Annotated in this window: 22 protein-coding genes and 1 other annotated feature; of the genes, 12 read left to right on the top strand and 10 right to left on the bottom strand. The window is 47.9% G+C overall.

The window, feature by feature from the left end; genetic code table 11:
• Positions 1-19: 19 nt before the first annotated feature.
• Positions 20-943, bottom strand: coding sequence for a DMT family transporter (locus tag BRW83_RS00120; protein WP_081442210.1), 924 nt, complete (start codon positions 941-943; stop codon positions 20-22).
• Between the two features lie 51 nt (positions 944-994).
• Between BRW83_RS00120 and pyrF the strand changes: the two genes are divergently transcribed.
• Positions 995-1,825: an orotidine-5'-phosphate decarboxylase gene (gene pyrF, locus BRW83_RS00115; RefSeq protein WP_005882688.1), complete on the top strand. Its 831-nt coding sequence runs from the start codon at positions 995-997 to the stop codon at positions 1,823-1,825.
• A gap of 3 nt (positions 1,826-1,828) precedes the next feature.
• Here pyrF and hrcA read toward each other — a convergent pair whose 3' ends face one another.
• Positions 1,829-2,851, bottom strand: a complete 1,023-nt coding sequence (gene hrcA, locus BRW83_RS00110; protein WP_005882690.1) for a heat-inducible transcriptional repressor HrcA — start codon at positions 2,849-2,851, stop codon at positions 1,829-1,831.
• 331 nt (positions 2,852-3,182) lie between these two features.
• Here hrcA and BRW83_RS00105 point away from each other — a divergent pair, with 331 nt between their 5' ends.
• The 5 genes from BRW83_RS00105 to dnaJ all read left to right on the top strand — a co-directional run bounded on the left by BRW83_RS00105 (position 3,183) and on the right by dnaJ (position 9,846).
• Positions 3,183-4,076: an NAD kinase gene (locus BRW83_RS00105; RefSeq protein ID WP_005882692.1), complete on the top strand. Its 894-nt coding sequence runs from the start codon at positions 3,183-3,185 to the stop codon at positions 4,074-4,076.
• A 53-nt stretch (positions 4,077-4,129) separates the two neighbouring features.
• Positions 4,130-5,785, top strand: a complete 1,656-nt coding sequence (recN, locus tag BRW83_RS00100) for a DNA repair protein RecN (protein ID WP_005882694.1) — start codon at positions 4,130-4,132, stop codon at positions 5,783-5,785.
• Between the two features lie 110 nt (positions 5,786-5,895).
• Entirely contained in the window at positions 5,896-6,450 is a 555-nt protein-coding gene (gene grpE / locus BRW83_RS00095) for a nucleotide exchange factor GrpE (RefSeq protein ID WP_005882696.1), read from the top strand.
• Positions 6,451-6,583: 133 nt separating this feature from the next.
• On the top strand, positions 6,584-8,530 hold the full coding sequence (gene dnaK / locus BRW83_RS00090) for a molecular chaperone DnaK (RefSeq protein ID WP_005882698.1): 1,947 nt from the start codon (positions 6,584-6,586) through the stop codon (positions 8,528-8,530).
• Between the two features lie 176 nt (positions 8,531-8,706).
• Positions 8,707-9,846 (top strand): molecular chaperone DnaJ, encoded by a 1,140-nt coding sequence (dnaJ, locus tag BRW83_RS00085; RefSeq protein WP_005882700.1) that lies wholly within the window; start codon positions 8,707-8,709, stop codon positions 9,844-9,846.
• Between the two features lie 72 nt (positions 9,847-9,918).
• Here dnaJ and BRW83_RS00080 read toward each other — a convergent pair whose 3' ends face one another.
• Positions 9,919-10,389, bottom strand: coding sequence for a tRNA (cytidine(34)-2'-O)-methyltransferase (locus BRW83_RS00080; protein ID WP_005882702.1), 471 nt, complete (start codon positions 10,387-10,389; stop codon positions 9,919-9,921).
• 1 nt (position 10,390) lies between these two features.
• A complete protein-coding gene (locus BRW83_RS00075) occupies positions 10,391-11,152 on the bottom strand; it encodes a phosphoribosyltransferase family protein (RefSeq protein ID WP_005882704.1) in 762 nt (253 codons plus the stop codon).
• 178 nt (positions 11,153-11,330) lie between these two features.
• Here BRW83_RS00075 and BRW83_RS00070 point away from each other — a divergent pair, with 178 nt between their 5' ends.
• The gene (locus BRW83_RS00070; RefSeq protein ID WP_050757757.1) at positions 11,331-12,107 is read left to right on the top strand and encodes a methyltransferase domain-containing protein; all 777 of its coding nucleotides are present in this window, start codon (positions 11,331-11,333) and stop codon (positions 12,105-12,107) included.
• A gap of 21 nt (positions 12,108-12,128) precedes the next feature.
• Here the strand turns inward: BRW83_RS00070 and rpoH are convergent, their stop codons facing one another.
• The 4 genes from rpoH to ftsY form a co-directional block, all read right to left on the bottom strand.
• On the bottom strand, positions 12,129-13,028 hold the full coding sequence (gene rpoH, locus BRW83_RS00065; RefSeq protein WP_005882708.1) for an RNA polymerase sigma factor RpoH: 900 nt from the start codon (positions 13,026-13,028) through the stop codon (positions 12,129-12,131).
• 208 nt (positions 13,029-13,236) lie between these two features.
• On the bottom strand, positions 13,237-14,166 hold the full coding sequence (locus BRW83_RS00060; protein ID WP_005882710.1) for a cell division protein FtsX: 930 nt from the start codon (positions 14,164-14,166) through the stop codon (positions 13,237-13,239).
• Positions 14,163-14,843, bottom strand: a complete 681-nt coding sequence (locus tag BRW83_RS00055; RefSeq protein WP_036604126.1) for a cell division ATP-binding protein FtsE — start codon at positions 14,841-14,843, stop codon at positions 14,163-14,165. The genes BRW83_RS00060 and BRW83_RS00055 overlap by 4 nt, the downstream gene beginning before the upstream one ends.
• 11 nt (positions 14,844-14,854) lie before the next feature.
• Positions 14,855-15,910: a signal recognition particle-docking protein FtsY gene (gene ftsY, locus BRW83_RS00050; protein ID WP_005882714.1), complete on the bottom strand. Its 1,056-nt coding sequence runs from the start codon at positions 15,908-15,910 to the stop codon at positions 14,855-14,857.
• Between the two features lie 71 nt (positions 15,911-15,981).
• On the opposite strand from ftsY, the gene BRW83_RS00045 reads away from it, so the two are divergent.
• From BRW83_RS00045 to BRW83_RS00025, 5 genes are read left to right on the top strand one after another with little or no spacing between them, the layout of a single operon-like run.
• Complete coding sequence (locus BRW83_RS00045; protein ID WP_005882717.1) at positions 15,982-17,325, top strand: M16 family metallopeptidase; 1,344 nt, start codon at positions 15,982-15,984, stop codon at positions 17,323-17,325.
• A 38-nt stretch (positions 17,326-17,363) separates the two neighbouring features.
• On the top strand, positions 17,364-18,713 hold the full coding sequence (locus BRW83_RS00040; protein WP_005882719.1) for a M16 family metallopeptidase: 1,350 nt from the start codon (positions 17,364-17,366) through the stop codon (positions 18,711-18,713).
• A gap of 36 nt (positions 18,714-18,749) precedes the next feature.
• Positions 18,750-19,391 carry a 16S rRNA (guanine(966)-N(2))-methyltransferase RsmD gene (gene rsmD, locus BRW83_RS00035; protein WP_050757806.1) on the top strand — a complete coding sequence of 214 codons (642 nt, stop codon included), beginning with the start codon at positions 18,750-18,752 and terminating at the stop codon, positions 19,389-19,391.
• 38 nt (positions 19,392-19,429) lie between these two features.
• Positions 19,430-19,918 (top strand): pantetheine-phosphate adenylyltransferase, encoded by a 489-nt coding sequence (coaD, locus tag BRW83_RS00030; protein WP_005882724.1) that lies wholly within the window; start codon positions 19,430-19,432, stop codon positions 19,916-19,918.
• 59 nt (positions 19,919-19,977) lie between these two features.
• Complete coding sequence (locus BRW83_RS00025; protein ID WP_005882726.1) at positions 19,978-20,226, top strand: YfhL family 4Fe-4S dicluster ferredoxin; 249 nt, start codon at positions 19,978-19,980, stop codon at positions 20,224-20,226.
• Between the two features lie 97 nt (positions 20,227-20,323).
• Here the strand turns inward: BRW83_RS00025 and BRW83_RS00020 are convergent, their stop codons facing one another.
• Together BRW83_RS00020 and ychF are read right to left on the bottom strand one after the other, a co-directional pair.
• Positions 20,324-21,481: an HNH endonuclease gene (locus BRW83_RS00020; protein ID WP_005882728.1), complete on the bottom strand. Its 1,158-nt coding sequence runs from the start codon at positions 21,479-21,481 to the stop codon at positions 20,324-20,326.
• A gap of 144 nt (positions 21,482-21,625) precedes the next feature.
• Positions 21,626-22,717 (bottom strand): redox-regulated ATPase YchF, encoded by a 1,092-nt coding sequence (ychF, locus tag BRW83_RS00015; RefSeq protein ID WP_005882730.1) that lies wholly within the window; start codon positions 22,715-22,717, stop codon positions 21,626-21,628.
• Positions 22,718-23,324: 607 nt separating this feature from the next.
• Positions 23,325-23,882: a sequence feature (16S ribosomal RNA rRNA prediction is too short), on the top strand.

The raw sequence follows: 23,882 nt of genomic DNA, 5'->3' as shown, positions 1-23,882 counted from the left end.
CTGCAATCGGAATTCGCTATCATTGCGGATCTTTTCGGGGAATGTCTTCAGCCTCTTCTTTATGGTTTCGTGAGGGTTTCAGCAAGACGGTACTCATTGATGCCAGTATCAATACCAGTGCGGCATAATCCTGCCATCTAGGTGCTTCAGCCAGCAGCAATGTTCCGGAAAAAACACCGACAACGGGGATCATCATGACTGACAGGCTCGATACAACGGGAGGCAGTTTCCTTGCCATCTGGATCCAGATGATATTCGCCATACCGAAGACCATCAGTCCATTGTAGGCAATGGTTGCCCATCCCCATGCATCAACCTGATGCCATTTTGAATGCTCGAAAATGACGGTATAAATCGTCAATGGAATGGCGCTGATGGCGATCATCCAGAATGTGACGGAGATCGACGGCATCGCAAGGACGGTTTTTCGCATTTCAACAGTTCCATAACCCCAGCTGCAGGCTCCGATCAAAACGAGAATGGTGCCGAGCGGTTTGCCGGCAATATTGGAAAATTCACCGGATAAAAGAAGGATTGCGCCTGAACCGGCACAAATTACACCCAGCCATGCCATAGGGCTCAATTTGTCTTTGTACAGAATGAATCCGGCCAGAACGGCCCAGATGGGCATGGTGTATCCGAGAATGGCAGCACGACCTGAAGAAAGCATCCCGATACCCAGAATGATCATCGTATTCCAGACGAGCACATTCGGTATGGACAACTTGATCAGTGACAGAAGATGACCTTTTGGAATGGCGAGCGAGGCGTGTTGTGATCGTGCAAATATGAACAGGATGGGCAAGGCAGCAAGCAAACCCAGTGTCCGGAATGTGATCGGCGGGAAATAACGGATGCCGAATTTCATGATTGGCCAGCTAAGTCCCCAACAAACGGTAAGAAACAGGAGCAAAAACCATTCTTTTCTGGATAACTGTGACATAGCTGGGCGATAATATGATGTGGTGCAATTTTTATTTACGGAGATATTACAGTGACATTTATTGAAAAACTATCGGCTGCGTGGGAAAAAAGCAATTCGCTTTTGTGTGTCGGGCTGGATCCGGATACAAAACGTTTCCCGGAATATCTCCGTGGGCAACCCGACAGTATTTTTGCTTTTTGCAAGAACATTATCGATTCAACGGCCGATCTTGTCTGTGCATTCAAACCCCAGATTGCCTATTTTCATGCAGCCAGAGCGGAAAATCAACTTGAAGACATCTGCAGTTATATCCGTGAGAATTATCCGGACATCCCTGTCATTCTGGATGCCAAGCGTGGCGACATCGGCGCAACGGCGCAGCAATATGCCAGGGAAGTTTTTGAACGTTATAACGCCGATGCCGTTACTCTGAGCCCTTATATGGGATTCGACTCGGTCGAACCTTATCTGGAATATACGGGCAAGGGAGCGATTGTTCTGGCACGTACTTCCAATCCCGGCGGATCTGACCTCCAGTTCCTGAAAGTCAGCGAATCCGGAAAAACCATTCCGCTTTATCAACACGTGGCTCATCTGGTCGCTGAAAAATGGAATACGCACGGGCAGTGTGCCCTGGTGGTTGGCGCAACGTTTCCTCATGAGATCGCAGAAGTCCGCTCCATTATCGGGGATATGCCTTTGCTGATTCCGGGTATTGGCGCCCAGGGCGGCGATATCGAAGCGACGGTCAACGCCGGCCGCACGGCCAATGGGCGTGGAATGATGATCAATTCTTCGCGTGCCATTCTGTACGCAGGCATTGACCAGAACGAGAATTACGCCAGCGTTTCCCGTCAGGCCGCCATCAAAACACGTGACGAAATCAATCGTTTCCGTTAATTTTCAAGGATGGGAAAGCGCGTTTGACAGCAGGCGCGCTGTAATATCCACGATGGGAATGACTTTCTGATAGGCCATCCGTGTCGGCCCGATGACACCCAGTGTGCCGACTATTTTTCCGTTGACCTGATAAGGAGCCGTGACGACACTCATGTCGTCCATCGGGAGCAGTTGTGACTCGCCTCCGATGTATATCTGGATGCCGCTGGCCTTGCTGGAAACATCCAGCAATTGCATCAGTGCCGTTTTCTGTTCGAACATGTCGAACAGCTTGCGCAGGGAATGGATGTCGTAGGCAAAGTCGTTGACGCTCAACAGGTTGTTTTCGCCAGCAATGACGACATCTTCACTATTGTCCGATACCGCTTCGTCACCGGCTTCGATGGCGGTTTGCATCAGCTTGGAGAGATCACTGTGGATTTCTTTCAGCTCGCTTTGCAGTCGCAGCCGGATTTCATTAAAGCTCAGGCCATTGTATTGGCTGTTAATGTAATTGGCGGCTTCGTTCAGTTGCGAGGGCGTGTAATCGACTTCGGTCAGAAGCAGGCGGTTCTGGACGTCGCCGTCCGGGGTCACGATAACCAGCAATATCCGTTTTTCGGAAAGACGTAAAAATTCAATTTGCTGAAATGCGGATTCATGTTGTGGGGACAGTACGACTCCCGCAAATTGTGTCAGCGAGGATAACATCTGGGCTGCATTGGAAATGATCTTTTGGGGTTTTCCAAGTTGCGGGCTTAGCTGGAGATTCGACTCGATCGCATTTTCACTGACTGGCTGGACGGTCAAAAGCGTATCGACGAATACACGATAGCCTCGCGGGGTCGGTATTCTTCCGGCAGAGGTGTGCGGACTCGAGACAAAACCCATTTCTTCCAGATCGGCCATGATATTGCGGATAGTCGCAGGAGACAGATCCAGCTTGGATAATTTGGACAGGGCACGCGAACCGACGGGCTGACCTTCGGCAATATACCGTTCAACCAGAGTTTTCAATAAGGTCAGTGCACGCGGTTCAAGAGACATTTTGACTTTGTTTTTCTTTTCGTGAAATGATGTAATTGTTAATTATATATCCTGTTGATTTCCATGTTTTGAGAACAATATGATCTTTAATGATTTATAAGGCTTTTTTGACTACGGAATGTTTTAAAAATTTCAAAATGCAGGAAAATTGTCTTTCTCCCCGGAAAAATCCCCTGTTTTTGTGGGATTTTAACTGCACTCTTCCGGATAAAATAAAGGAGAAAATCAGGGTTTTGACGGATTATGTTATTTGATTGGAATATTTTCTGTTTCAGAAAGGGATTTTTGGTGTAATCTGAAACTGTTCGTTATAGCTAATTCACGGATAAAAATGCAGCCAAAAAAGAAAGTTTTCGCACTCGTATCGAGGGTATATATCAGCAGTATTATCCAGTCGATGGAGAAGGTCGCCAACTTCCTGGCGGAGGCAGGTCATACTGTTGTCTACGAATCTGAAACGGCAGCCAATATTTCGACGCCGGGCATTGTATCGATGAATCTGGAAGAGATCGGTGCACAGGCTGAAGCGGCTATCGTTATCGGTGGCGACGGAACCATGCTGGGGATTGCCCGGCAGCTGGCTCCTTATAGCGTTCCGATGATCGGGATCAATCACGGCCATCTGGGGTTCATGGCGGATATTCCGTTGAACCGCATGTTGCTGGTGCTGGATAAAATGCTGAAAGGGAAATATATTTCCGAGCAGCGTTTTCTGCTGGAAGGTTCCATTATCCGCGCCGGTGAAACCGTTCATCATGCCATAGCGTTTAACGATATCGTCATTTCCCGTGGAGGTGGCTCGGGCATGATCGACATTCGTGTCCATGTGGACGGTCACTTTATGTATCAGCAGCGTTCGGATGGCCTCATTATTTCGACGCCGACGGGGTCGACTGCCTACTCCCTCTCTGCCGGTGGTCCGATGTTGCATCCGAATCTTGGCGGGATTGTGCTTGTTTCGATCGCTCCGCATACGCTATCGAACCGGCCTATTGTCATTCCGGATACCAGTGAAATCGTTGTGGAAGTCGTGGAAGCCAATCAGCCGAGCATCAATTTCGATTCCCAGTCTTTTGCCAGCCTGAGAAATTCCGACCGGATATTCATCAAGCGTTCGGCAGACACGATTACTTTCCTTCATCCAATGGGATGGAGTTATTACGATACTTTGCGTAACAAGTTGCACTGGAACGAGATTTCCAGACGTGAAAAAGTCGTTGACTAGGATTTTGCCTTATTCATTGATTGTCAGCCGATTCATTGAAACCGTAAATTCACATGCTCCGAGCGCTCACTGTTCATGATTTTGTTATTGTCGACAGCATGGAACTGGACTTCAGTTCCGGCTTTTCCGCATTGACGGGTGAAACCGGTGCGGGCAAGTCGATCCTGATCGACGCGCTGCAATTGACGCTGGGTGGCCGTGGGGATTCCAGTGTCGTTCGCGAGGGAGCCAGCAAGGCTGATATCGGTGCGGAATTTTCTGTAAACGAAGCGGTTACGGAATGGCTAAGGGCTAATGAAATCGATGCCGGGGACGATTCTGTGCTGATTCGCCGAACGATTGACAGTTCGGGGCGGTCACGGGGATTTATCAATGGGGTGGCTGTCACGACTTCCCAGATGCGTGAACTGGCTTCCCTTCTGGTCGATATCCACGGCCAGCATGCCCACCAGTTGTTGCTGAAACAGGATGAGCAGCGCCTGCTTCTGGACAGACATGCCGGTTTGCAAGCTGAACTGGAAGAGTTGTCCATCCGATATCGGGTCTGGCAGGCTTTATCCCGACAAATCGAAGAAGTCGAGAACGATTCCAGAAAAATTCTTGCTGAAAAAGAACATCTCGAATGGCAGGTCAATGAACTGGAAAAGCTCGATCCGAAAGAGGGCGAATGGGAACGGGTCAACAGCGATTATGACCGCCTTTCTCATGCGGCAAGCCTGATTGAAGGCGCAGGAGCTGCCGTTTCGGAGATTGTTGAATCCGATCAGCCTGTCTTGTCCCGTTTGCATGCGCTTGAACAGAATTTATCGAAACTGACGGCTTACGACCAGAAACTGGCTCCTGTCGTTGAATTGCTGGAGTCGGCGAAAATCCAGTTGCAGGAAGCGTCTTACGCTCTTAAAGATTATCTTTCCCGTGCCGATCTCGATCCCGGGCTTTTGAATACGGTCGAAAAAAGAATGGAAGCGCTGCATTCCGCCTCACGCCAGTTCAAGGTACAGCCGGAATTTTTGCATGCCGAGTTGAGTGAAAAGAAAGCGGCGCTGCAAAAGCTTGGCGAGCTTTTCGATATAGACGGATTGCACAAACAGGAAACTGAAGCGCAAAAGCGGTATTTTCAGCTGGCTGAGACGGTTTCACGAAAACGGCGTGAAGCGGCAAAAGAATTGAGTGATATGGTGACTTCCATTATGGAAGATCTCCATATGTCTGGAGGCCGGTTCTCGATTGAAGTGTCAGTCGGAGCGCCTCATGCCTATGGTGTCGATCAGGTTGAGTTTCTGGTTGCCGGCCATGCGGGCACCACATTGAGGCCGCTGGCGAAAGTGGCTTCGGGTGGCGAGCTGGCCCGCATTTCACTGGCTATTTCCGTGATTGCCTCGAAAGCGACGGCAACGCCGACGCTGATTTTCGACGAAGTGGATTCGGGAGTCGGCGGTGCAGTTGCCGAAGTGGTCGGGCGCTTGTTGAAAAGACTTGGAAAAGATCACCAGGTTTTGTGTGTTACCCATCTTCCCCAGGTTGCGAGTCAGGCAAACCGCCATTTTCAGGTCAGCAAGGTGTCTGTTGATAAAGTCCCCCATCCGGTTTCCCGTATTGTCGAACTGGCCGACGATGAACGTATACAGGAGATCGCCCGTATGCTCGGTGGTGTTGAAATCACTGACGCAACCCTGAATCACGCACGGGAAATGTTAAAAACCCATTGATTTTTCTGTCGTTTTGCACAAAGAAAAATTATTTTCCCTTTTTCCCTTGAAATTATTCCACTTGTCCCCATGTCAAAAGAATTCTGAAAGATATTGACGTGGAGGTCACAGTGCAAAACCCGGAAAATGAAAATAACAGTGCCAACCCTTTGGTAGAGGAAGTGGAAATGCCAGAGGAAGAAACTGTTGAAAAAGAAGACGATGCTTTTGCAGAAAAACTGGCAAATGCTGAAAAGCAGGCGGCCGAAATGCAGGAAGCGTTTTTGCGTGCCAAGGCCGAAGGTGAAAACATTCGCAGACGCGCTCAGGAAGATATTGCCAAGGCGCATAAATTCGCGATCGAGAATTTTGCCCAGTCCATGGTTGGCGTAAAAGACAGTCTGGAAATGGCATTGAAGACAGAAGTGCCTTCCGTCGATTCCATCAAGGATGGGGTTGATGCCACTCTTCGTCAGCTGAATCAGGTATTCGAACAAAACAAGATTTTCGAAATCGTTCCTGAACAGGGTGAAAAGCTGGACCCTATGAAACATCAGGCTATTCAGATGGTTGAAGCCGATCAGGACCCGAATACAGTCGTTTCCGTTTTGCAAAAGGGTTATACGCTGGCCGATCGTTTGTTAAGGCCGGCCGTTGTGGTTGTCGCAGCTCCGAAGAAGTCTTGAAATTTAAAAAAAAATCGCTATCTAAGGAACAGTAGCGGATTGGAGTGATCAAACAGGTAGTGTTGAAAAGATCATTCGGTTGAGGTTTTCACACCCAATCCTGAAAAAATTTACGGTATTGAAAGGAAAGAATATGTCAAAAATCATCGGTATCGACCTGGGAACGACCAATTCCTGCGTCGCCATTATTGAAGGTAGCCAGCCACGTGTTGTCGAAAACTCTGAAGGTAATCGTACGACACCTTCCGTCATCGCTTATCTGGACGATGGCGAAATTCTGGTTGGCGCACCTGCCAAACGTCAGGCTGTCACCAATCCGAAGAATACGCTGTATGCGATCAAACGTCTGATCGGCCGTAAATTCGACGACAAGGAAGTCCAGCGTGACATCCCGATCATGCCTTTTTCCATTATCAAGGCTGAGAACAATGATGCATGGGTTTCCGTTCTGAACGACAAGAAACTGGCTCCTCCCCAGGTGTCTGCCGAAGTTTTGCGCAAAATGAAGAAAACGGCTGAAGATTACCTCGGTGAAGAAGTGACCGAAGCTGTCATTACCGTTCCGGCCTATTTTAACGATGCACAACGTCAGGCAACCAAGGATGCGGGCCGTATCGCCGGTCTGGACGTCAAACGTATCATCAACGAACCGACGGCGGCCGCTTTGGCGTTCGGTCTGGACAAGGCTGGCAAGGGCGACAAGAAAATTGCCGTTTATGACCTCGGTGGCGGTACCTTCGATATTTCCATTATCGAAATCGCCGATCTGGATGGCGACAAACAGTTTGAAGTTTTGTCGACCAACGGCGATACCTTCCTCGGCGGTGAAGATTTCGACCAGCGTATCATCGACTTCATCATTGATGAATTCAACAAGATCAACGGTATTGACCTGAAGAAAGATCCGATTGCCCTGCAACGTATCAAGGCTTCCGCTGAAAGAGCGAAAATCGAACTGTCGTCTTCGCAACAGACGGAAATCAATGAACCATATATTGCGATGGCAAATGGCGCGCCAGTTCATCTGAACATGAAACTGACCCGTGCAAAACTGGAATCTCTGGCTGAAGGCCTGATTGACCAGACGATCGAACCATGCCGTATTGCCTTGAAAGATGCGGGTCTTTCCGTTTCCGATATTGACGATGTCATTCTGGTCGGCGGTATGACCCGTATGCCTGCCGTTCAGGACAAGGTCAAGGCGTTTTTCGGTAAGGAACCTCGTAAAGACATCAACCCTGATGAAGCGGTTGCTGTCGGTGCAGCTTTGCAGGGTGCGGTTCTTTCCGGCGATCGTAAAGACCTGTTGCTGCTGGATGTGACCCCGTTGTCTCTGGGTATCGAAACCCTGGGTGGTGTCATGACGAAGATGATCCAGAAAAACACGACCATTCCAACCAAGTTCAGCCAGATTTTCTCGACAGCTGAAGACAATCAGCCTGCCGTAACGATCAAGGTCTATCAGGGTGAACGTGAAATGGCTGCCGGCAACAAGGCTTTGGGTGAATTTAATCTGGAAGGTATTCCGGCTTCTCCACGCGGTATGCCGCAAATCGAAGTGACTTTCGATATCGACGCCAACGGTATTTTGCATGTCAGTGCGAAAGACAAGGCTACCGGCAAGGAAAACAAGATCACCATCAAGGCGAATTCCGGTCTGTCGGAAGACGAAATCCAGCGGATGATCAAGGATGCCGAAGTCAATGCAGCGGAAGATCACAAGGTTCGTGAATTGACCGAAGCCCGCAATCAGGGTGATGCACTGGTCCATACGACGAAAAAATCGATGGAAGAGTATGGCGACAAGCTGGATGCTCCTGCGAAAGAAAGCATTGAAAGCGCCATCAAGGATCTGGAAGAATCCTTGAAGGGTGACGACAAGGCGGATATCGATTCGAAGATGAGTGCACTTTCTGCCGCTGCGCAGAAACTGGGTGAAAAGATGTACGCTGATCAGGCACCGGAAGGGGCTGCTGCAGGTGCGGCTGGAGCTGGCGCTTCGGCCGGAGCGGCACCGGAACCTGAACTGGAAGACGATGTTGTCGATGCAGACTTCAAGGAAGTAAAAGACAAAGACTGATAAACTGTCAGCCTTTATCCGCCGGGCAGGAAAATCAAAATGAATTGAATTTTCTGCCCGGCGTTGTGGTTTCGTAGTTTCGGATATGTCGATGCCAATCTGCTCCTTCTGGAAACGACAATGGTATCTGGAACATTCTGATTTTGCGACAATCGCTTTTTTTTATGTGGGACAAGATGGCAAAGCGAGATTTTTACGAGGTTTTAGGGGTTGCAAAAAATGCCTCGGATGATGAAATTAAAAAGGCTTATCGCAAGCTTGCGATGAAGTATCATCCCGATCGCAATCCCGACAGCAAAACGGCTGAAGAAAAGTTCAAGGAAGTCAAGGAAGCATATGAAATGCTTTCGGACGAGCACAAGCGCGAAGCGTATGACCGTTTCGGTCATGCAGGTGTCGATCCCAATATGAATATGGGGGGGCATCCGGGCGGCGCGGGTGCGGCTGATTTCTCCGACGCGTTTGGCGACATCTTTGGCGATATTTTCGGCGGCGGTGGACGTGGCGGACAGAGAAGTGGCAGTCCGCAAATGTACCGTGGCGCCGATATGCGTTACAACCTTGATATCACGCTTGACGAAGCGGCCAAGGGCAGTACCAAAACAATTCGTGTCCCTTCATGGGATAACTGCGGAACCTGTCATGGCTCGGGTGCAAAACCCGGTACGTCGCCGACGACCTGTACAACCTGCGGCGGTCAGGGGCAGGTACGGATGCAGCAGGGGTTTTTCAGTATCCAGCAACCTTGCCCGACGTGTCATGGAACAGGCAAGGAGATCAAGGAACCGTGTCCGACCTGTATGGGGGCCGGGAAAATCCGCAGAAACAAGACGCTCGAAGTCAAGATTCCGGCAGGTATTGCCGATGGAATGCGTATCCGTTCGGCAGGAAATGGCGAACCGGGTCAGAATGGTGGGCCTCCGGGCGACCTGTATGTCGAAATCCGGGTATTGCCGCATGCCATTTTCCGGCGTGAAGGGGATGACCTTCATTGCGAAATTCCGATCTCTTTCGGTATTGCCGCTTTGGGCGGTGAAATCGAAGTCCCGACTTTGGGCAGCAGGCTTGCCTTCAATATTCCTGAAGGGACTCAAACAGGCAAAACCTTCCGTCTGCGCGGAAAAGGCATCAAGGGCGTCCGTGCCTCACAGCCCGGTGATCTGTATTGCCATGTAAAAGTGGAAACGCCTGTCAAGCTGACTGACAGGGAAAAAGAATTGATGCGTGAATTCGACAAACTGGTTGTCGAAGGTGGCGCAAGACATACTCCTCAGGCGAAATCCTGGATGGACAAGATCAAGGGTATGTTCGGCTAGTTTCTTTCCTTTAGTACCTGACCCGGTTTTGAATAAAGATATTCAAAACCGGGTTTTTTATTTGTCTTGTGTTCAATTGCCCCCGGTGAATCCGTTTTGCCGCCAGGCTTCATAAACGGCAATCGCAACACTGTTGGACAGGTTCAGGCTCCGGTTGTCCGGTCTCATCGGCAGCCGTACACGGTGGCCGTCCTGAAAAAAGGCATGAATTTCAGGAGACAGTCCTTTGGTTTCGGAACCGAAAATGAACATATCTCCGGGCCTGAATTCCAGTGTGGAAAAGATCGAACTTCCACGGGTCGTGAAAGCGAACATACGGGAAGGGTCTGGCGTCATTTTTTCCAGAAAGTCATTCCAGTTTTTATAGACTTTCATGGTGGCAAACTCATGATAGTCCAGACCGGCACGGCGCATTTTTGCATCGTCGAGCGGAAAGCCGAGGGGCTCGATCAGGTGGAGTTGTGCTCCTGAATTGGCGCAAAGCCGGATGATATTGCCGGTGTTGGGCGGTATTTCGGGTTCTACCAGTACGACATGAAACAATTTAAATCTCCTGCAAATTTTTGGGTGGAGTGCGGGCAAAAACAAAATTGGTAATCCGTGCTGCCCCGGCTTTTTTCAGCAAGGCGGCAATTTCTTCGAGTGTCTCGCCAGTTGTCATGACATCGTCGATGATTCCGATGTGGCTGTTGTGAATCAGGTGCCTGTTGGTTTCAACAATCCCGAAGGCGTTACGGACGTTCTTTTTTCTTTCTTTAAACGAAATAGTCGATTGTTTTTCCGTTTCCCGGATTCTTTCAACCAGATCGAAAACGAGATCGGCTTTCAGGGAACGGGAAAGTGTTTTGGCTATTTCCAGAGACTGGTTGAAACCTCTTTCGATCAGTCGTCGTTTTCCAAGGGGTACGGCAATGAGAAAGTCGGGGCAAACCGGACGCCTGTTTTTCCCGATTGCCTTGACTATCAGCTTTCCCATAATGGGTGCCATGGTCAAGTTGGCATGGAATTTCAGCAAATGGACGAGTTGGTCCAATGGTGGTTCATAATCGATAGCGACAATCGTTTCATCGAACGACGGGAGTTTTTTCACACAATCACCACACAGCAAATTCTCATTTTCAGGATCGTGAAAGGGGAGGGCATTTGCGCATCTAGAACAGCGCGGACATTGTGCAGAGAAGTACCGGTGATAACAATCGTCACAAATCCCGTCGTTACTGTCGGAATGACACAAGGCGCAGGGCGATGGAATGTTTTTGATGAGCCCGGTCAGGAAAGGAATACATTGAAGAAAATTAAAATTCATCGTCATGTATTCCATCTTGTCTGTAAAATCTGTTTATTCATCAATGCCATCCAGGACATCATTATTACACTGACTGTTCGATAACGGATCATTTAAAGAAGTGGATTGTATGCCTGTTGAGTTAGAAAAGGTTCGATCATTATTTGACAGACCGGAGAAAACCGGAGATTCACAGTTCATGAGACGCGAAGTCGCGAGCCGAATGGACGAGCGTTTGTCGCTGGTCAGAATCGATCCGTCTTATATTCTGGATGCGGGATGCGGTTATTCAGCGGATACGCTTCTTCTGGCAAAGCGTTTTGACGGCGCTCATATGATTGGGCTCGATATGTCATGGCCCGTTCTGGTTAAGGCGCAACAGGAAAAATCCGGATCGGTAACAGGTTTCGTATGCGGGAATTTCGCGGTTTTGCCGCTTGAAGCGAATTCGATCGATTTGATCTGGTCCAATCTGGCTTTGCACTGGCATCCTGCACCCATTGAGGTTTTCAGGGAATGGAATCGTGTTTTGAAGCCGAATGGGCTTTTGATGTTTTCCTGTTTCGGCAGTGGTACTTTTGAGGAGTTGAAAAAGTCTTTTTCCAACATCGACTCTTATTCCCATGTCCATTCATTTGCAGACATGATTCCGCTGGGAGATGGTCTGGTCGAGGCCGGTTTTACGGAGCCGGTGCTGGAGAGAGAATGGATCGATGTTACGTATAAAGACGTGGAAAAATTGCTGTCGGATGTGCGAGCTTTCGGCGGGAATGCCATGTCCGGTCGTCGCATGGGACTTTTCGGAAAAAACGAATATGAAAAACTGTTGAAATCGCTTGAAAAGAGCCGGGACGGCAATGGGAACTTATCGCTGGGATTCGAAATTATTGTCGCTCATGCTTTTAAAAAAGACAGTTCCTTGCCAGCAGGGGAAAAAGTGATGCAGTTTTATGGACGAAATTATCCGGAAAATTAAAAAGGTGCGTGAAGCACCTTTTTAACTGAAAGCGGCCAATGTATTTTTCATTTTTTTCAGCGCGGCGGCTTCTATCTGACGAATGCGTTCGGCTGAAACGCCGAATTCTTCAGCCAGATCGTGCAGCGTCGCGCCACTGCCGTCGTCATTTTTCAGCCAGCGGGCCTCGATGATCCGTTTTGACCGGTCATCCAGTTTGTCCAATGCTTCAGCCAGACCTTCCGATTGCAGGCGATCATGCTGTTTGGCTTCCAGAACCCGCGTCGGTTCTGTTTGTTCAGATGAAAGATACGCGATCGGTGCGAAATTGTCGTCATCATCGTCATGCTGCGTTTCCAAAGCGATGTCGTGACCGCTTAATCGCGTTTCCATTTCGGAAACTTCTTCATCTTTCACATTCAGTTTTTCGGCAAGGGAACGAATCTGTTCTCTTGTCATGGCCTCATTGCCGCTTTTATGACTGCGCAAGTTGAAAAACAGCTTTCTTTGCGCCTTGGTTGTCGCGACCTTGACCATTCTCCAGTTGCGGAGAATGTATTCATGTATTTCAGCCTTGATCCAGTGAATGGCATACGAAACCAGTCGAACGCCCATTTTCGGATCGAAACGTTTGACGGCTTTCATCAATCCGATATTGCCTTCCTGTATCAGGTCGGCGTGTGGAAGGCCGTAACCGAGATAATTGCGGGCAATCGAAGCCACCAGTCTCAGATGTGACAGGACGAGTTCCTGTGCCGCGGCGAGATCGTTATTTTCATGGTAACGCTGTGCCAGTTCGGTTTCACGTTCCTGAGTCAACATCGGCAAGCGGTTGATTTCCGCGATGTAAGCCTCAATATTACCCAGTGAACCTGTCAAAACAGGAGCCAAGGCATGACGGCTAACCGGCAGCAATGAAGCTTGTGCGGACTTTGCGCTCATTCTTCCTCCTTTGTTTTTTATTTGGTTGAATTAATTAAGCTCTATTTTAGCACTCTTGTGATGAGAGTGCTAATTATGAACAGAGCTGTCCGATTTTGAAAGAAACGGAACTTTCATCGGGGAAGCATTCACTTTATTCGAAAAGGGTCGCCGATCTTTTGTTTTATCTCATTTGAATGGAAAAACGCAAAACCGGCGTCCTGAAAATTCAGTTGATTTTCCAGAGCTGGCGGTTGACAGACAGGATGGCGCCGAGCCAGCCCAGCGCAGCACTTCCTGCCAACAGGATGGCAGAAACAAGGGGGCTTACCGGTGTCAGCTGAAAACTGGAACCGTACAGCTGCGCCAGTTCAACAATGACGGTATTGAATGGATAAAGGCATGCATCAATGAGTACGAGAGCGATTATTCCCGAGAAAAGGCCAAGAAAAATGCCCATGTAATAAAACGGACGCCGTATATAGGCCCTGCTGGCGCCGATGTGCCAGGAGACGGTAATTTCATCGAGGTGCATCAAGACCTGAAGCCGGACAGTGTTGAACGTGACGACGATGACGACCACGCTGAGAATGATGGCGAGGAATAACAGCCCCATTCGCATGACGCTCAACAGGGCGGCCAGCCGTTTTGTCCAGTCGGAATCGACCTGAACTTTATCGACGGAAGGGATTTTTTGCAATTGAGCGGCAGCCGATTCGATCTGTGCAGACAGGTTGCGGCTTTCTGCACCGTCCTTCAGACGGATAATGTAGCTGTCAGGCAGTGGATTGCTTCCGAGGGAGTCGACGACGTCTGCAAGTCCGGTTTTTTTCTGAAGGGATTGCAATGCGGCATCTTTCGCTATGAATACAAGTTCGATATTCTGGTTTTTCGCCTGAAATATTTTTGTAATGGATTGTTCTGTAGCGGCAGCGTCTGCTGGCGATGTGTCGGCTTTGAGAAAAACGCTGATTTCAGGGGAAACGGACAATTGCCTTGTGACTGACTGAATGTTATCCAGCAGCGTGATGCCACCGAATGGTAGCGCCAGTGTCATTGCCAGAACAAGAATATTGAAAAAGAAATGTCCGGGGGAACGGCGAAACTGGCCAAGTGCATTGCCGATGGCATTAATATGATTTGTAAACCAGATATTCATGCTTGTTTACCATTCATGGGTTGTTCAATATGATCGATTTTTCCCTGATTCAGGAAAACAATTCGGTCCGCTTTGCCGAAGAGCTGCTCATCATGGGTTGAAATGACACAGGTTACGCCAGCTGACTGGAAGAAGGTAATGGCGTCGATGACCTTGTTTGCATTGGCCCGGTCGAGATTGGCGGTCGGTTCGTCGGCCAGAATGATTTGCGGCCGGTTGACGATGGCACGGGCGACTGCAACACGCTGCTGTTCCCCTTCTGACAGAGTGGGGGAAAAAGCTTCTGCCCGATGGGCAAGATCCACTTTTTCAAGGGCGGCCCGTGCGCGTGAATCGGCTTCGTCTTTGGGTGTGCCGGTCACCAGCATGGGGAGCATGACATTGGCGAGAATGGTTCTGTCCGGAAGCAGGTTTTGCTTCTGGAGAATCAGGCCCAGATTCCGTCTCAGATATGGTATGCCCGCCGGTTTCAGCTGGCCGATTTCCTGTCCATTGACCGTCAATGTCCCGGTGTCCGGCCGCTCGATGGCGGCGATCATTTTCAACAGGGTCGATTTTCCGGCTCCGGATGGGCCTGACAAAAAGACGAATTCACCCTGACTGATGGAAAGCGAAACGTCCTGTACGGCAACGATATTGCCCGGATAGCACTTGGATACGTTTTGAAATTGAATCATTGCGCTCATGATTAGCTCAACAATGCGTTTGAAAATTCTTCGGCAACAAAGGGTTGCAAATCGTCGATTTTTTCACCGACACCGATAAAATAAACGGGAACAGGATGATTTTTCGCGATGGCAGCCAGAATGCCGCCTTTCGGCGTGCCGTCCAGCTTCGTGACGATCAGGCCTGTCAGGCCCAGGGTTTCGTCGAATGCCTTGACCTGTGCCAGTGCGTTTTGCCCCGTGTTTCCATCGATGACAAGGATGATTTCGTGTGGCGCTTCATCCATCCCTTTACCAATGACCCGTTTTACCTTTTTAAGTTCTTCCATCAAATGCGATTGCGTCGGCAACCTGCCTGCCGTGTCGACCATGACGACGTTGATGTTTTTTGCTTTTGCTGACTGAACGGCGTCGAAAGCGACGGCAGCCGGATCGCCGGATTCCTGCGCGATGACGGTAATTTTATTCCGGTCGCCCCAGACGGCAAGCTGTTCCCGTGCGGCAGCACGGAAAGTGTCACCGGCTGCCAGAAGGACGGTCTGATCGTTGTTTTGCAGGTGCTGCGCCAGTTTGCCGATGGTCGTTGTTTTACCTGCGCCATTCACACCGGCCATCATGATAACCAGAGGGTTATGGCGGCCGATTTCGAGGTTTTTTTGCAAGGGAGCCAGCAGATCGGTCAATAAAGCGGCAAGTGCCGTCTTGATTTCAGAAGGCTGCGTCAGCTTTTCTTCTTTCACTTTCCGGCGAAGTTCGTCAAGAAGATATTCCGTGGCGGGCATTCCGACATCTGAAACGAGCAAAGCTGTTTCCAGTTCTTCGAACAATTCTTCATCGATGGTGGTTCCACCGAAAATATTCAGATTGGCCGAGGTTTTGGCAAGCCCGCTTTTGAGGCGACTCAGCCAGGATTGCTTTTTTTCAGTATCTTGCTTGGCAATGCCTGAAGATGCATCTATATTACCGGGAGAGACTTCAGAAGACTCATGTGGCGTCAATGACGAGTCTGCCAAAGAGGATTCACTGTTATCCTGTTCGGGCGGAATATCGCCGGTTTTCTTTTTGAAGAAGCTAAACATTGGCAAAAATAGACTGAATAAAAACGTTTAAATAGATCCGTAGAAAATATCATTCTAGCAGAGCTGCAAATATGAAAATTCGAAAAATGTTGTTTGGTCTGATGTTTGTCCTATTCTGGGTACAGAATGGCGTTCAGGCAGAACCGGCTCAGGAATTCGTCCTGAACAACGGTATGAAAGTCGTTGTCAGGGAAGATCACCGGGCTCCGGTTGTCGCCCATATGGTCTGGTATCGTGTCGGTTCGATGGATGAAACGAACGGAACGACGGGCGTCGCCCATGTGCTTGAACACATGATGTTCAAGGGAACGAAAAAATATCCCGACGGCAGCCTTTCCAAGATCGTCGCCGGTTTGGGCGGAAAGGACAACGCCTTTACCAATACGGATTACACCGCCTATTTTCAACAGATTCCGAAGGCAAATCTTGAGAAGATGATGGAGCTGGAAGCGGACCGTATGGAGAATTTGCAATTTAAGGACGCGGATTTCCAGAAAGAGATCAGGGTCGTTATGGAAGAACGCCGCTGGCGGACGGACGATCAGCCTAATGCACTGGTCGACGAAGCATTGCGGGCAACGGCATTCAATGCCCATCCTTATCACTGGCCTGTCGTTGGCTGGATGAACGATTTGCAGAATATGACGGTAAACGATGCCCGAAACTGGTATGAAAGATGGTACGCGCCGAACAATGCCACGATGGTCGTCGTCGGGGATGTGAAAGCGGCGGAAGTGAAAAAACTGGCTGAAAAACATTTTGGCCGCATCAAGCCGAAAAAAATGGTCCCGACAAAACCGCAGGTTGAACCGATACAAAAAGGCGAGAGACGAGTCGCGGTCAAGGCACCCGCAGAAAATCCTTCTGTCGTTCTGGCATACAAGGTTCCGGCTCTGAAAGATGTTGAAAAGGATAGTGACGTTTATGCCCTCGATGTTCTGGCAACGGTGCTGGATGGTTATGACAATGCGCGTCTGTCTTCTTCTCTGGTTCGAAAGGATCAGGTAGCCATTGCAGTGGGCGCGGATTATTCGGCCATCAGTCGTGGCCCGGCATTGTTTGTCATCGAAGGAACCCCGGCAAAAGGCGTTTCGGTGGCCGAACTGGAAAAAAGACTGAAGCAGGAAATTGCGAATGTTGCCGGGAAAGGCATTTCTCCGGAAGAATTGCAAAGGGTCAAAACACAACTGATTTCTTCCCAGATTTACAAACGGGACTCCATGTTCGGTCAGGCGATGGAAATCGGTGTATTTGAAATGTCGGGAATAGGACAGAAACAAATCGACCGCATTATCGAAAAATTGAAAGAAGTGACACCGGAACAGGTTCAGGCGGTTGCAAAAAAATATTTTTCCGATGATTCACTGACAGTGGCCAATCTGGTGCCAGTTGCATTGACTGAAAAGAAAAAATAAAGAGGACAGCTCCTTATACGGATGGATGAAGGTTTTATATGAAAAAAATCGCTGAAAAATTTCTTGCCCTGGCATTGAGAGGGAAGCTTGTCGGTATCCTGTTTTTTCTTGGAGTCAGTACAACGGCATGGGCAGCCATTCCCATTCAGCAATGGACGACACAAAATGGAACAAAGGTTCTGTTTGTCGAAACGCATGCCATTCCGGTTATCGATATCAATGTGAACTTCGATGCCGGTTCAAGACGTGATCCGGCTGCAAAAAGCGGATTGGCCGGCCTGACAAATGCTTCATTGGACAAGGGCATCAGAGATGCAGGCGGTGCGATAATTTCGGAAGCGAAGATTCTCGATACGTTTGCTGATGTCGGTGCAGTGAGAAGCAACAGTGTTGATATGGACAAGGCCGGTTATTCCCTGAGGGTATTGTCCGGTCAGGAGCAATCGGACAGGGCAATCGGACTGTTGTCGGATTTGTTGGCAAAGCCTTCTTTCCCGGCTGAACTGCTCAATCGGGACAAGGCACGGCTTGTCGCTTCCATCAGGGAAGAAGAAACCCGTCCGGAGTCCATTGCCGCCAGGGCTTTCAAAAAGAACATTTATCCGTCACATCCCTATGGCGTCAGCGCTACTCCTGAAACGGTCAATTCCATTTCCAGAGACGATCTTGTTTCCTTTCACCAGAATCACTATGTCGCCAACCGGGCCGTCATCACAATTGTCGGCGATACCGATTTAAATGGTGCGAAAAAAATTGCCAACCGGATCAGTGAAAAACTGGCTGTTGCAAAAAACGATTTGCCTGTGATGCCGGAGGTAAAAACCACCGTCGCCAAAACCGATAGCATTCCACATCCGGCAACTCAGGCGCATATTCTCATGGGGATGCCTTCAGTAAAACGGGGTGACCCCGATTTTTTTGCGCTGACAGTCGGTAATTACATTCTTGGCGGTGGCGGTTTTTCTTCCCGCCTCATGCAGGAAGTTCGTGAAAAACGGGGGCTGACTTATGGTGTGTACAGTTCTTTTTCTCCGATGATTCAGAAAGGCCCTTTTCTGATTGGTTTGCAAACGGAAAAGAAACAGGCCGACGCGGCTTTGAAAGTGGTTAATTCAACATTGGACAATTTTCTGAAAAATGGACCGACACAGGCTGAACTGAAGGCGGCAAAAGACCATCTGGTCAACAGTTTTGCCATGAAAATGGATAACAACCGTAAAATTCTGGATCTGGTCTCGATGATTGGTTATTATCGCCTGCCGATTGATTATCTGGATACCTGGACGGATAAGGTCAAAAAGGTAACCATAAAAGATGTACAGAAGGCATTTCACCAGAAAGTGATTGAAAATGAATTGGTTACCGTGGTAGTCGGCAATCAGAAATAACACAGGCCGGTTTTACGAATGACGGTATCAAAGAGAATGGCATTAAAAAAAGACAAAACAAAAACTTCTTCCAAAATAACGGTTCATCAGGTCCGGATTGTCGGTGGCATCTGGAAACGAACGCCACTGGCGGTTGCAGACGTACCTGGACTCAGGCCGACCCCGGATCGGGTAAGAGAAACGCTTTTCAACTGGCTCACGCATTTAAAGGGAAACACATTCAGCCGGATGCGTTGTCTGGATTTGTTTGCCGGGACGGGGGCATTGAGTTTTGAAGCGGCCAGCCGTGGTTTTTCGCAAGTGGTGACAGTTGAAGAAAGCCGGACAGCTTATTCCCATCTGGAAGCGGTCAAAAAAAAGTTGAATGCCGAACAGGTAAAAATCGTTCATGCCGATGCCTTCGCTTTTGCTGATCGGCTTATTGAGGCAAACGAGCGGTTTGATGTGATTTTTCTCGATCCGCCTTTTCAGGAAAATTTTTTACCCGTGATTTTGCCGATGTGTGTCAAACTTCTTTCTGACGGAGGATTGATTTACGTTGAGTCGAATGAAGCCGTCAGCGATGAAAAACTGGATCAATTATTGCCGGAAGGGCAAAAATGTCACATTTGCAGGGAAAATAAAGCCGGTCAGGTTTATTATCATCTTCTTGAAATGAAGGCATCAGGCCAATCTTGAGGCATAATATACAAAGTTCAATTCTGAAAGAGTAAAAAATGGTTATTGCTGTATACCCGGGAACATTCGACCCATTGACAAGAGGGCATGAGGATCTTGTGCGTCGTGCATCCGGCCTGTTTGACGAATTGATTGTCGGAGTCGCCGACAGCCGTGTCAAAAAACCGTTTTTTTCCATGGAAGAACGCATGCAAATCGCCAAGGAGGTTCTGGGACATTACCCGAACGTCCGTGTCGAAAGTTTTACCGGGCTGTTGAAGGACTTCGTCCGAGTCCACAATGCAAGCGTGATTATCCGCGGCTTGCGTGCCGTATCCGATTTTGAATATGAATTCCAGATGGCGGGCATGAACCGGTATTTGATGCCGGAAGCGGAAACGCTGTTCATGACACCTTCAGACCAGTATCAGTTCATTTCCGGTACAATCGTTCGTGAAATCGCCTTTTTGGGCGGGGATGTTTCCAAGTTCGTTTTCCCGTCAGTGGAAAAATGGCTGAAGAAAAAAGTCATTGAAATGAAATCGTAAGCGATTTGACTGACTGAAGCCGATATATCAGTAATTTTACGAAAGACATCAGCAAGTAAATGGCATTATTAATTACTCACGAATGTATCTGTTGTGATATCTGCGTTCCGGAATGCCCTAACGAAGCCATTACATTAGGCAAGAAAGTTTGCGAAATCGATCCGGATAAGTGTACGGAATGTGTCGGTCATTATCCGGAGCCGCAATGCAAACAGGTTTGTCCGATGGACTGTATCGTCAGCGATCCGGCGCACAGGGAAACACCTGAACAGCTCATGGACAAATTCAACCGGCTTCAGAAAAAATAAGACCGGAATACAAAAAAAGGCCGCTTGTGCGGCCTTTTTTTAACAGTTTTTTATTGATGAATTCTCATTTTTCTTTTAGTAATTCGAATCAAATTTCTTATAGATTCTTAAAATAATCTTTATGTAACTCAAACATGGAGGAAATTTCGAGAAGTTCAGCATGTTTCTTTAAACCGGTCTTATGAGCTAAATAGTCTGCCAAGGTCATTGTAATTCCTCTTTTGAGCTGTCGAAATAACAATATTACATATCCATCTTTGATAAGTTCGATTTCTTTAGAAGATAAGTTATTTAACTCAGCAAATTTGATAATCCAATTTAGCGATGTTCCTAAGTTTAAACTTAACGTAATGCCTTCAGGAAAAGGCTGGATAATAATAGTCACTGAATTTTCTTCTCCAGTTAGCTTTTGGAAAATCGGATCACTTTTATGAAATAGAGCTGTTTTGCCATTAATTTGTGGTTGAGGATCTCCTTCTTTGTGCCACAAACCTTTGTAAAGTTCGTCTGCATATTTGGTGTTTAGGGTCTTTTCTCCAAATAATGCATAAGAAATTCCAATTCCGAGTTTAGCAAGAAACCTGAAATCAAAATGGGTGTAAAAAGGGATTTGGTTTTGCCTTAGTTGCATCCCGGCACATGCTTTATTAAAGAACACAATACGTAGTTGATCTAATTCATCTGGTCGCTTGAAACCAATGTCTTCCGGATTAGACCCATAAACAGTGGTGCACATGATTTTTTTGACCCTCCTTCCCTCAAAAGCATCGCGAAATGCTAGCCAAGTGATCAGAGGATTTTTTAGAGAGCGTTCAGAAAATAAAAAATAAGCTCGGCTCTCGACTTTCTTTGCTGTGCGTGGATTGCCTCCGGCATACCAAAATAAGCGTTCATCATGAGGTCGTATCCAGAATATTTGCTCACCTAAAGGACCCAACCAGGTTTCACATACTTCATGCTCATGTAATTGCGGGGGTACAAGATCAGAATTGCCCATACAGATTAATGGCAATCCCGTAGGATTCTCTGGGTCAAAGAAGGCATAGGCTGCTTGTCTTAAGTTGTTTGAGACAAGCCAATTTTTTTCAAATCCGGCATCTACAAATAAGCCTAAATTGTTATTACAATTTTTACAGACATCTCGAATTTTGAAACTTTCGGGCGTATAAGCACCCCCTAAAAATTGAGGTATAACATGCTCTAATGTGAATTGATCATCATCTTTTTCTTGACGACAATAAATACATCTTTTCATTTCTAAAAATAATGATGATTAATAAAGCATGTTTTTATGGGGAAAACGCTGTAGATACTTAATAAAGTTCAAAATTTTTTTGTAAGTTTGCTTTAAAAAATAAAGAGCATATAACTATATGCTCTGTAAATTTCATAGCATCAATCACACATTGAACAGGAAGTTCAGAACGTCACCGTCTTTGACGATATATTCCTTGCCTTCCGCACGCATTTTTCCGGCTTCCTTGGCACCGACTTCGCCCTTGCAGGTGATATAGTCGTCAAAGGAAATAGTTTGTGCGCGAATGAAGCCTCGTTCAAAATCGGTATGAATCACGCCTGCTGCCTGCGGTGCCGTATCACCGATATGAATTGTCCATGCGCGGACTTCTTTTACTCCTGCTGTAAAGTATGTCTGCAATCCCAGCAGTTTGAACGCGGCCCTGATGAGCCTGTTCAAACCCGGTTCGTCCATGCCCATATCAGAAAGGAATTCAGCCCGGTCTTCTTCAGGCAGTTCGACAATTTCAGATTCAATTGCTGCACAGATTGCGACAATCGGTGCATTCTGGGACTCGGCGTATTGTTTCAGTTGGTCCAGTAAAGGATTGTCGGTAAAGCCGTCTTCGGAAACGTTGGCGACATACATCGTCGGTTTTGCCGTAATGAGGCATAACGGGCGGATCAGTTCCATTTCTTCCTTGTCGAGCCCCATCGAACGGACAGGTTCTGCTTTGTTCAGATGCGCCGCAACCCGTTCAAGAATATTGCAAAGACGTGCGGATTCTTTATTGCCGGACTGTGCTTTCTTGATTTCCCGTGCGATCGTTCTTTCAACGGTATTCAGATCGGCCAGCGCCAGTTCGGTCTGAATGACTTCGATATCACTTAAGGGATCGACTTTGCCTGCGACGTGCACTACATTATCGTTCTGGAAACAGCGGACGACCTGAACGATGGCATCCGTTTCGCGGATATGGGCCAGAAACTGGTTGCCCAGTCCTTCACCTTTCGATGCACCGGCAACAAGACCGGCGATATCGACGAATTCGACAACAGCGGGCAGGATACGTTCCGGTTTGACGATAGATGCCAGGTCATTCAATCTGTTATCGGGAACCTCGACGATACCTACATTGGGCTCGATGGTACAGAAAGGATAATTTTCTGCAGGAATGCCTGCCTTGGTCAGGGCGTTAAAAAGGGTGGACTTGCCGACGTTAGGCAAACCGACGATACCGCATTTCAAACTCATGGAAAGTCTTTCTGAAATTGTCTGTAAAGAACTATAAGAATTAATACTGTGCCAGGCACTTTAACAATTATATAAGTGATGTCAATGTTTGGCATACCTCTATATATATAGGAAGTCTTCACAAAAGCAAAAAGATCAGAAAGAGGCACAGGTGTCACAATGTTGTAAAAGTGTTGTGAAAAGGCAAAAAAAGAAATAAGTGAAGAGATGGTGTTGACAAGGATGAGCGGTAAGCCCATAATCTCATTTCTCCGCTGCACTGAAGTGGTTTTGAGGTGAGGAAGGTGGGGAGTTGGCAGCGATTTTAGAGTTTGTTTTTTGGTGTTTTAAAAAAATAAAATAAAAAAAGTTGTTGACAAGGATTAAAAAGAGGTTCATAATTTCGTTTCTGTGCTGATGACAAACAAAACGCTTTGTTGGAAGAGCAGAGGTGGTAAAGCGAGACGATCTTTAAAAAGAAAACAGATGATAAGCGTGGACGTTTGTTAGTTGCGAAACTAAAGAAACAAACGTTCACAGAAGAAAGTAAGGACTTCGAAAGAAGAAACCTTGTCAGTATTTTGAGAAATGATTGATACAGAAATGTATTGCAATCGAAACAGAGATTGAACTGAAGAGTTTGATCCTGGCTCAGATTGAACGCTGGCGGCATGCTTTACACATGCAAGTCGAACGGCAGCATGGGGGCAACCCTGATGGCGAGTGGCGAACGGGTGAGTAATATATCGGAACGTACCCAAGAGTGGGGGACAACCAGTCGAAAGATTGGCTAATACCGCATACGATCTAAGGATGAAAGTGGGGGACCTTCGGGCCTCACGCTCCTGGAGCGGCCGATAGCTGATTAGCTAGTTGGTGGGGTAAAGGCCTACCAAGGCGATGATCAGTAGCTGGTCTGAGAGGACGATCAGCCACACTGGGACTGAGACACGGCCCAGACTCCTACGGGAGGCAGCAGTGGGGAATTTTGGACAATGGGGGAAACCCTGATCCAGCAATGCCGCGTGAGTGAAGAAGGCCTTCGGGTTGTAAAGCTCTTTTGTCAGGGAAGAAATTGATTGGGCTAATATCCCGATTAGATGACGGTACCTGAAGAATAAGCACCGGCTAACTACGTGCCAGCAGCCGCGGTAATACGTAGGGTGCGAGCGTTAATCGGAATTAC

It is taken from the genome of Oxalobacter formigenes (assembly GCF_002127965.1).
Classification (GTDB): Bacteria; Pseudomonadota; Gammaproteobacteria; order Burkholderiales; family Burkholderiaceae_D; genus Oxalobacter; species Oxalobacter formigenes.
Note: the sequence above shows the minus strand (reverse complement) of the source record. Positions and strands in the feature narration are given on the sequence as shown.

Coding starts and splice junctions, on each gene's coding strand:
- rsmD (WP_050757806.1), top strand. CDS start 18,750: ATGGCATTAAAAAAAGACAAAACAAAAACTTCTTCCAAAATAACGGTT.
- hrcA (WP_005882690.1), bottom strand. CDS start 2,851: ATGTCTCTTGAACCGCGTGCACTGACCTTATTGAAAACTCTGGTTGAA.
- BRW83_RS00045 (WP_005882717.1), top strand. CDS start 15,982: ATGAAAATTCGAAAAATGTTGTTTGGTCTGATGTTTGTCCTATTCTGG.
- BRW83_RS00075 (WP_005882704.1), bottom strand. CDS start 11,152: ATGAATTTTAATTTTCTTCAATGTATTCCTTTCCTGACCGGGCTCATC.
- BRW83_RS00105 (WP_005882692.1), top strand. CDS start 3,183: ATGCAGCCAAAAAAGAAAGTTTTCGCACTCGTATCGAGGGTATATATC.
- recN (WP_005882694.1), top strand. CDS start 4,130: ATGCTCCGAGCGCTCACTGTTCATGATTTTGTTATTGTCGACAGCATG.
- BRW83_RS00120 (WP_081442210.1), bottom strand. CDS start 943: ATGTCACAGTTATCCAGAAAAGAATGGTTTTTGCTCCTGTTTCTTACC.
- dnaK (WP_005882698.1), top strand. CDS start 6,584: ATGTCAAAAATCATCGGTATCGACCTGGGAACGACCAATTCCTGCGTC.
- BRW83_RS00040 (WP_005882719.1), top strand. CDS start 17,364: ATGAAAAAAATCGCTGAAAAATTTCTTGCCCTGGCATTGAGAGGGAAG.
- coaD (WP_005882724.1), top strand. CDS start 19,430: ATGGTTATTGCTGTATACCCGGGAACATTCGACCCATTGACAAGAGGG.
- BRW83_RS00060 (WP_005882710.1), bottom strand. CDS start 14,166: ATGAATATCTGGTTTACAAATCATATTAATGCCATCGGCAATGCACTT.
- BRW83_RS00020 (WP_005882728.1), bottom strand. CDS start 21,481: ATGAAAAGATGTATTTATTGTCGTCAAGAAAAAGATGATGATCAATTC.
- BRW83_RS00025 (WP_005882726.1), top strand. CDS start 19,978: ATGGCATTATTAATTACTCACGAATGTATCTGTTGTGATATCTGCGTT.
- ftsY (WP_005882714.1), bottom strand. CDS start 15,910: ATGTTTAGCTTCTTCAAAAAGAAAACCGGCGATATTCCGCCCGAACAG.
- BRW83_RS00070 (WP_050757757.1), top strand. CDS start 11,331: ATGAGACGCGAAGTCGCGAGCCGAATGGACGAGCGTTTGTCGCTGGTC.
- rpoH (WP_005882708.1), bottom strand. CDS start 13,028: ATGAGCGCAAAGTCCGCACAAGCTTCATTGCTGCCGGTTAGCCGTCAT.
- dnaJ (WP_005882700.1), top strand. CDS start 8,707: ATGGCAAAGCGAGATTTTTACGAGGTTTTAGGGGTTGCAAAAAATGCC.
- BRW83_RS00055 (WP_036604126.1), bottom strand. CDS start 14,843: ATGATTCAATTTCAAAACGTATCCAAGTGCTATCCGGGCAATATCGTT.
- ychF (WP_005882730.1), bottom strand. CDS start 22,717: ATGAGTTTGAAATGCGGTATCGTCGGTTTGCCTAACGTCGGCAAGTCC.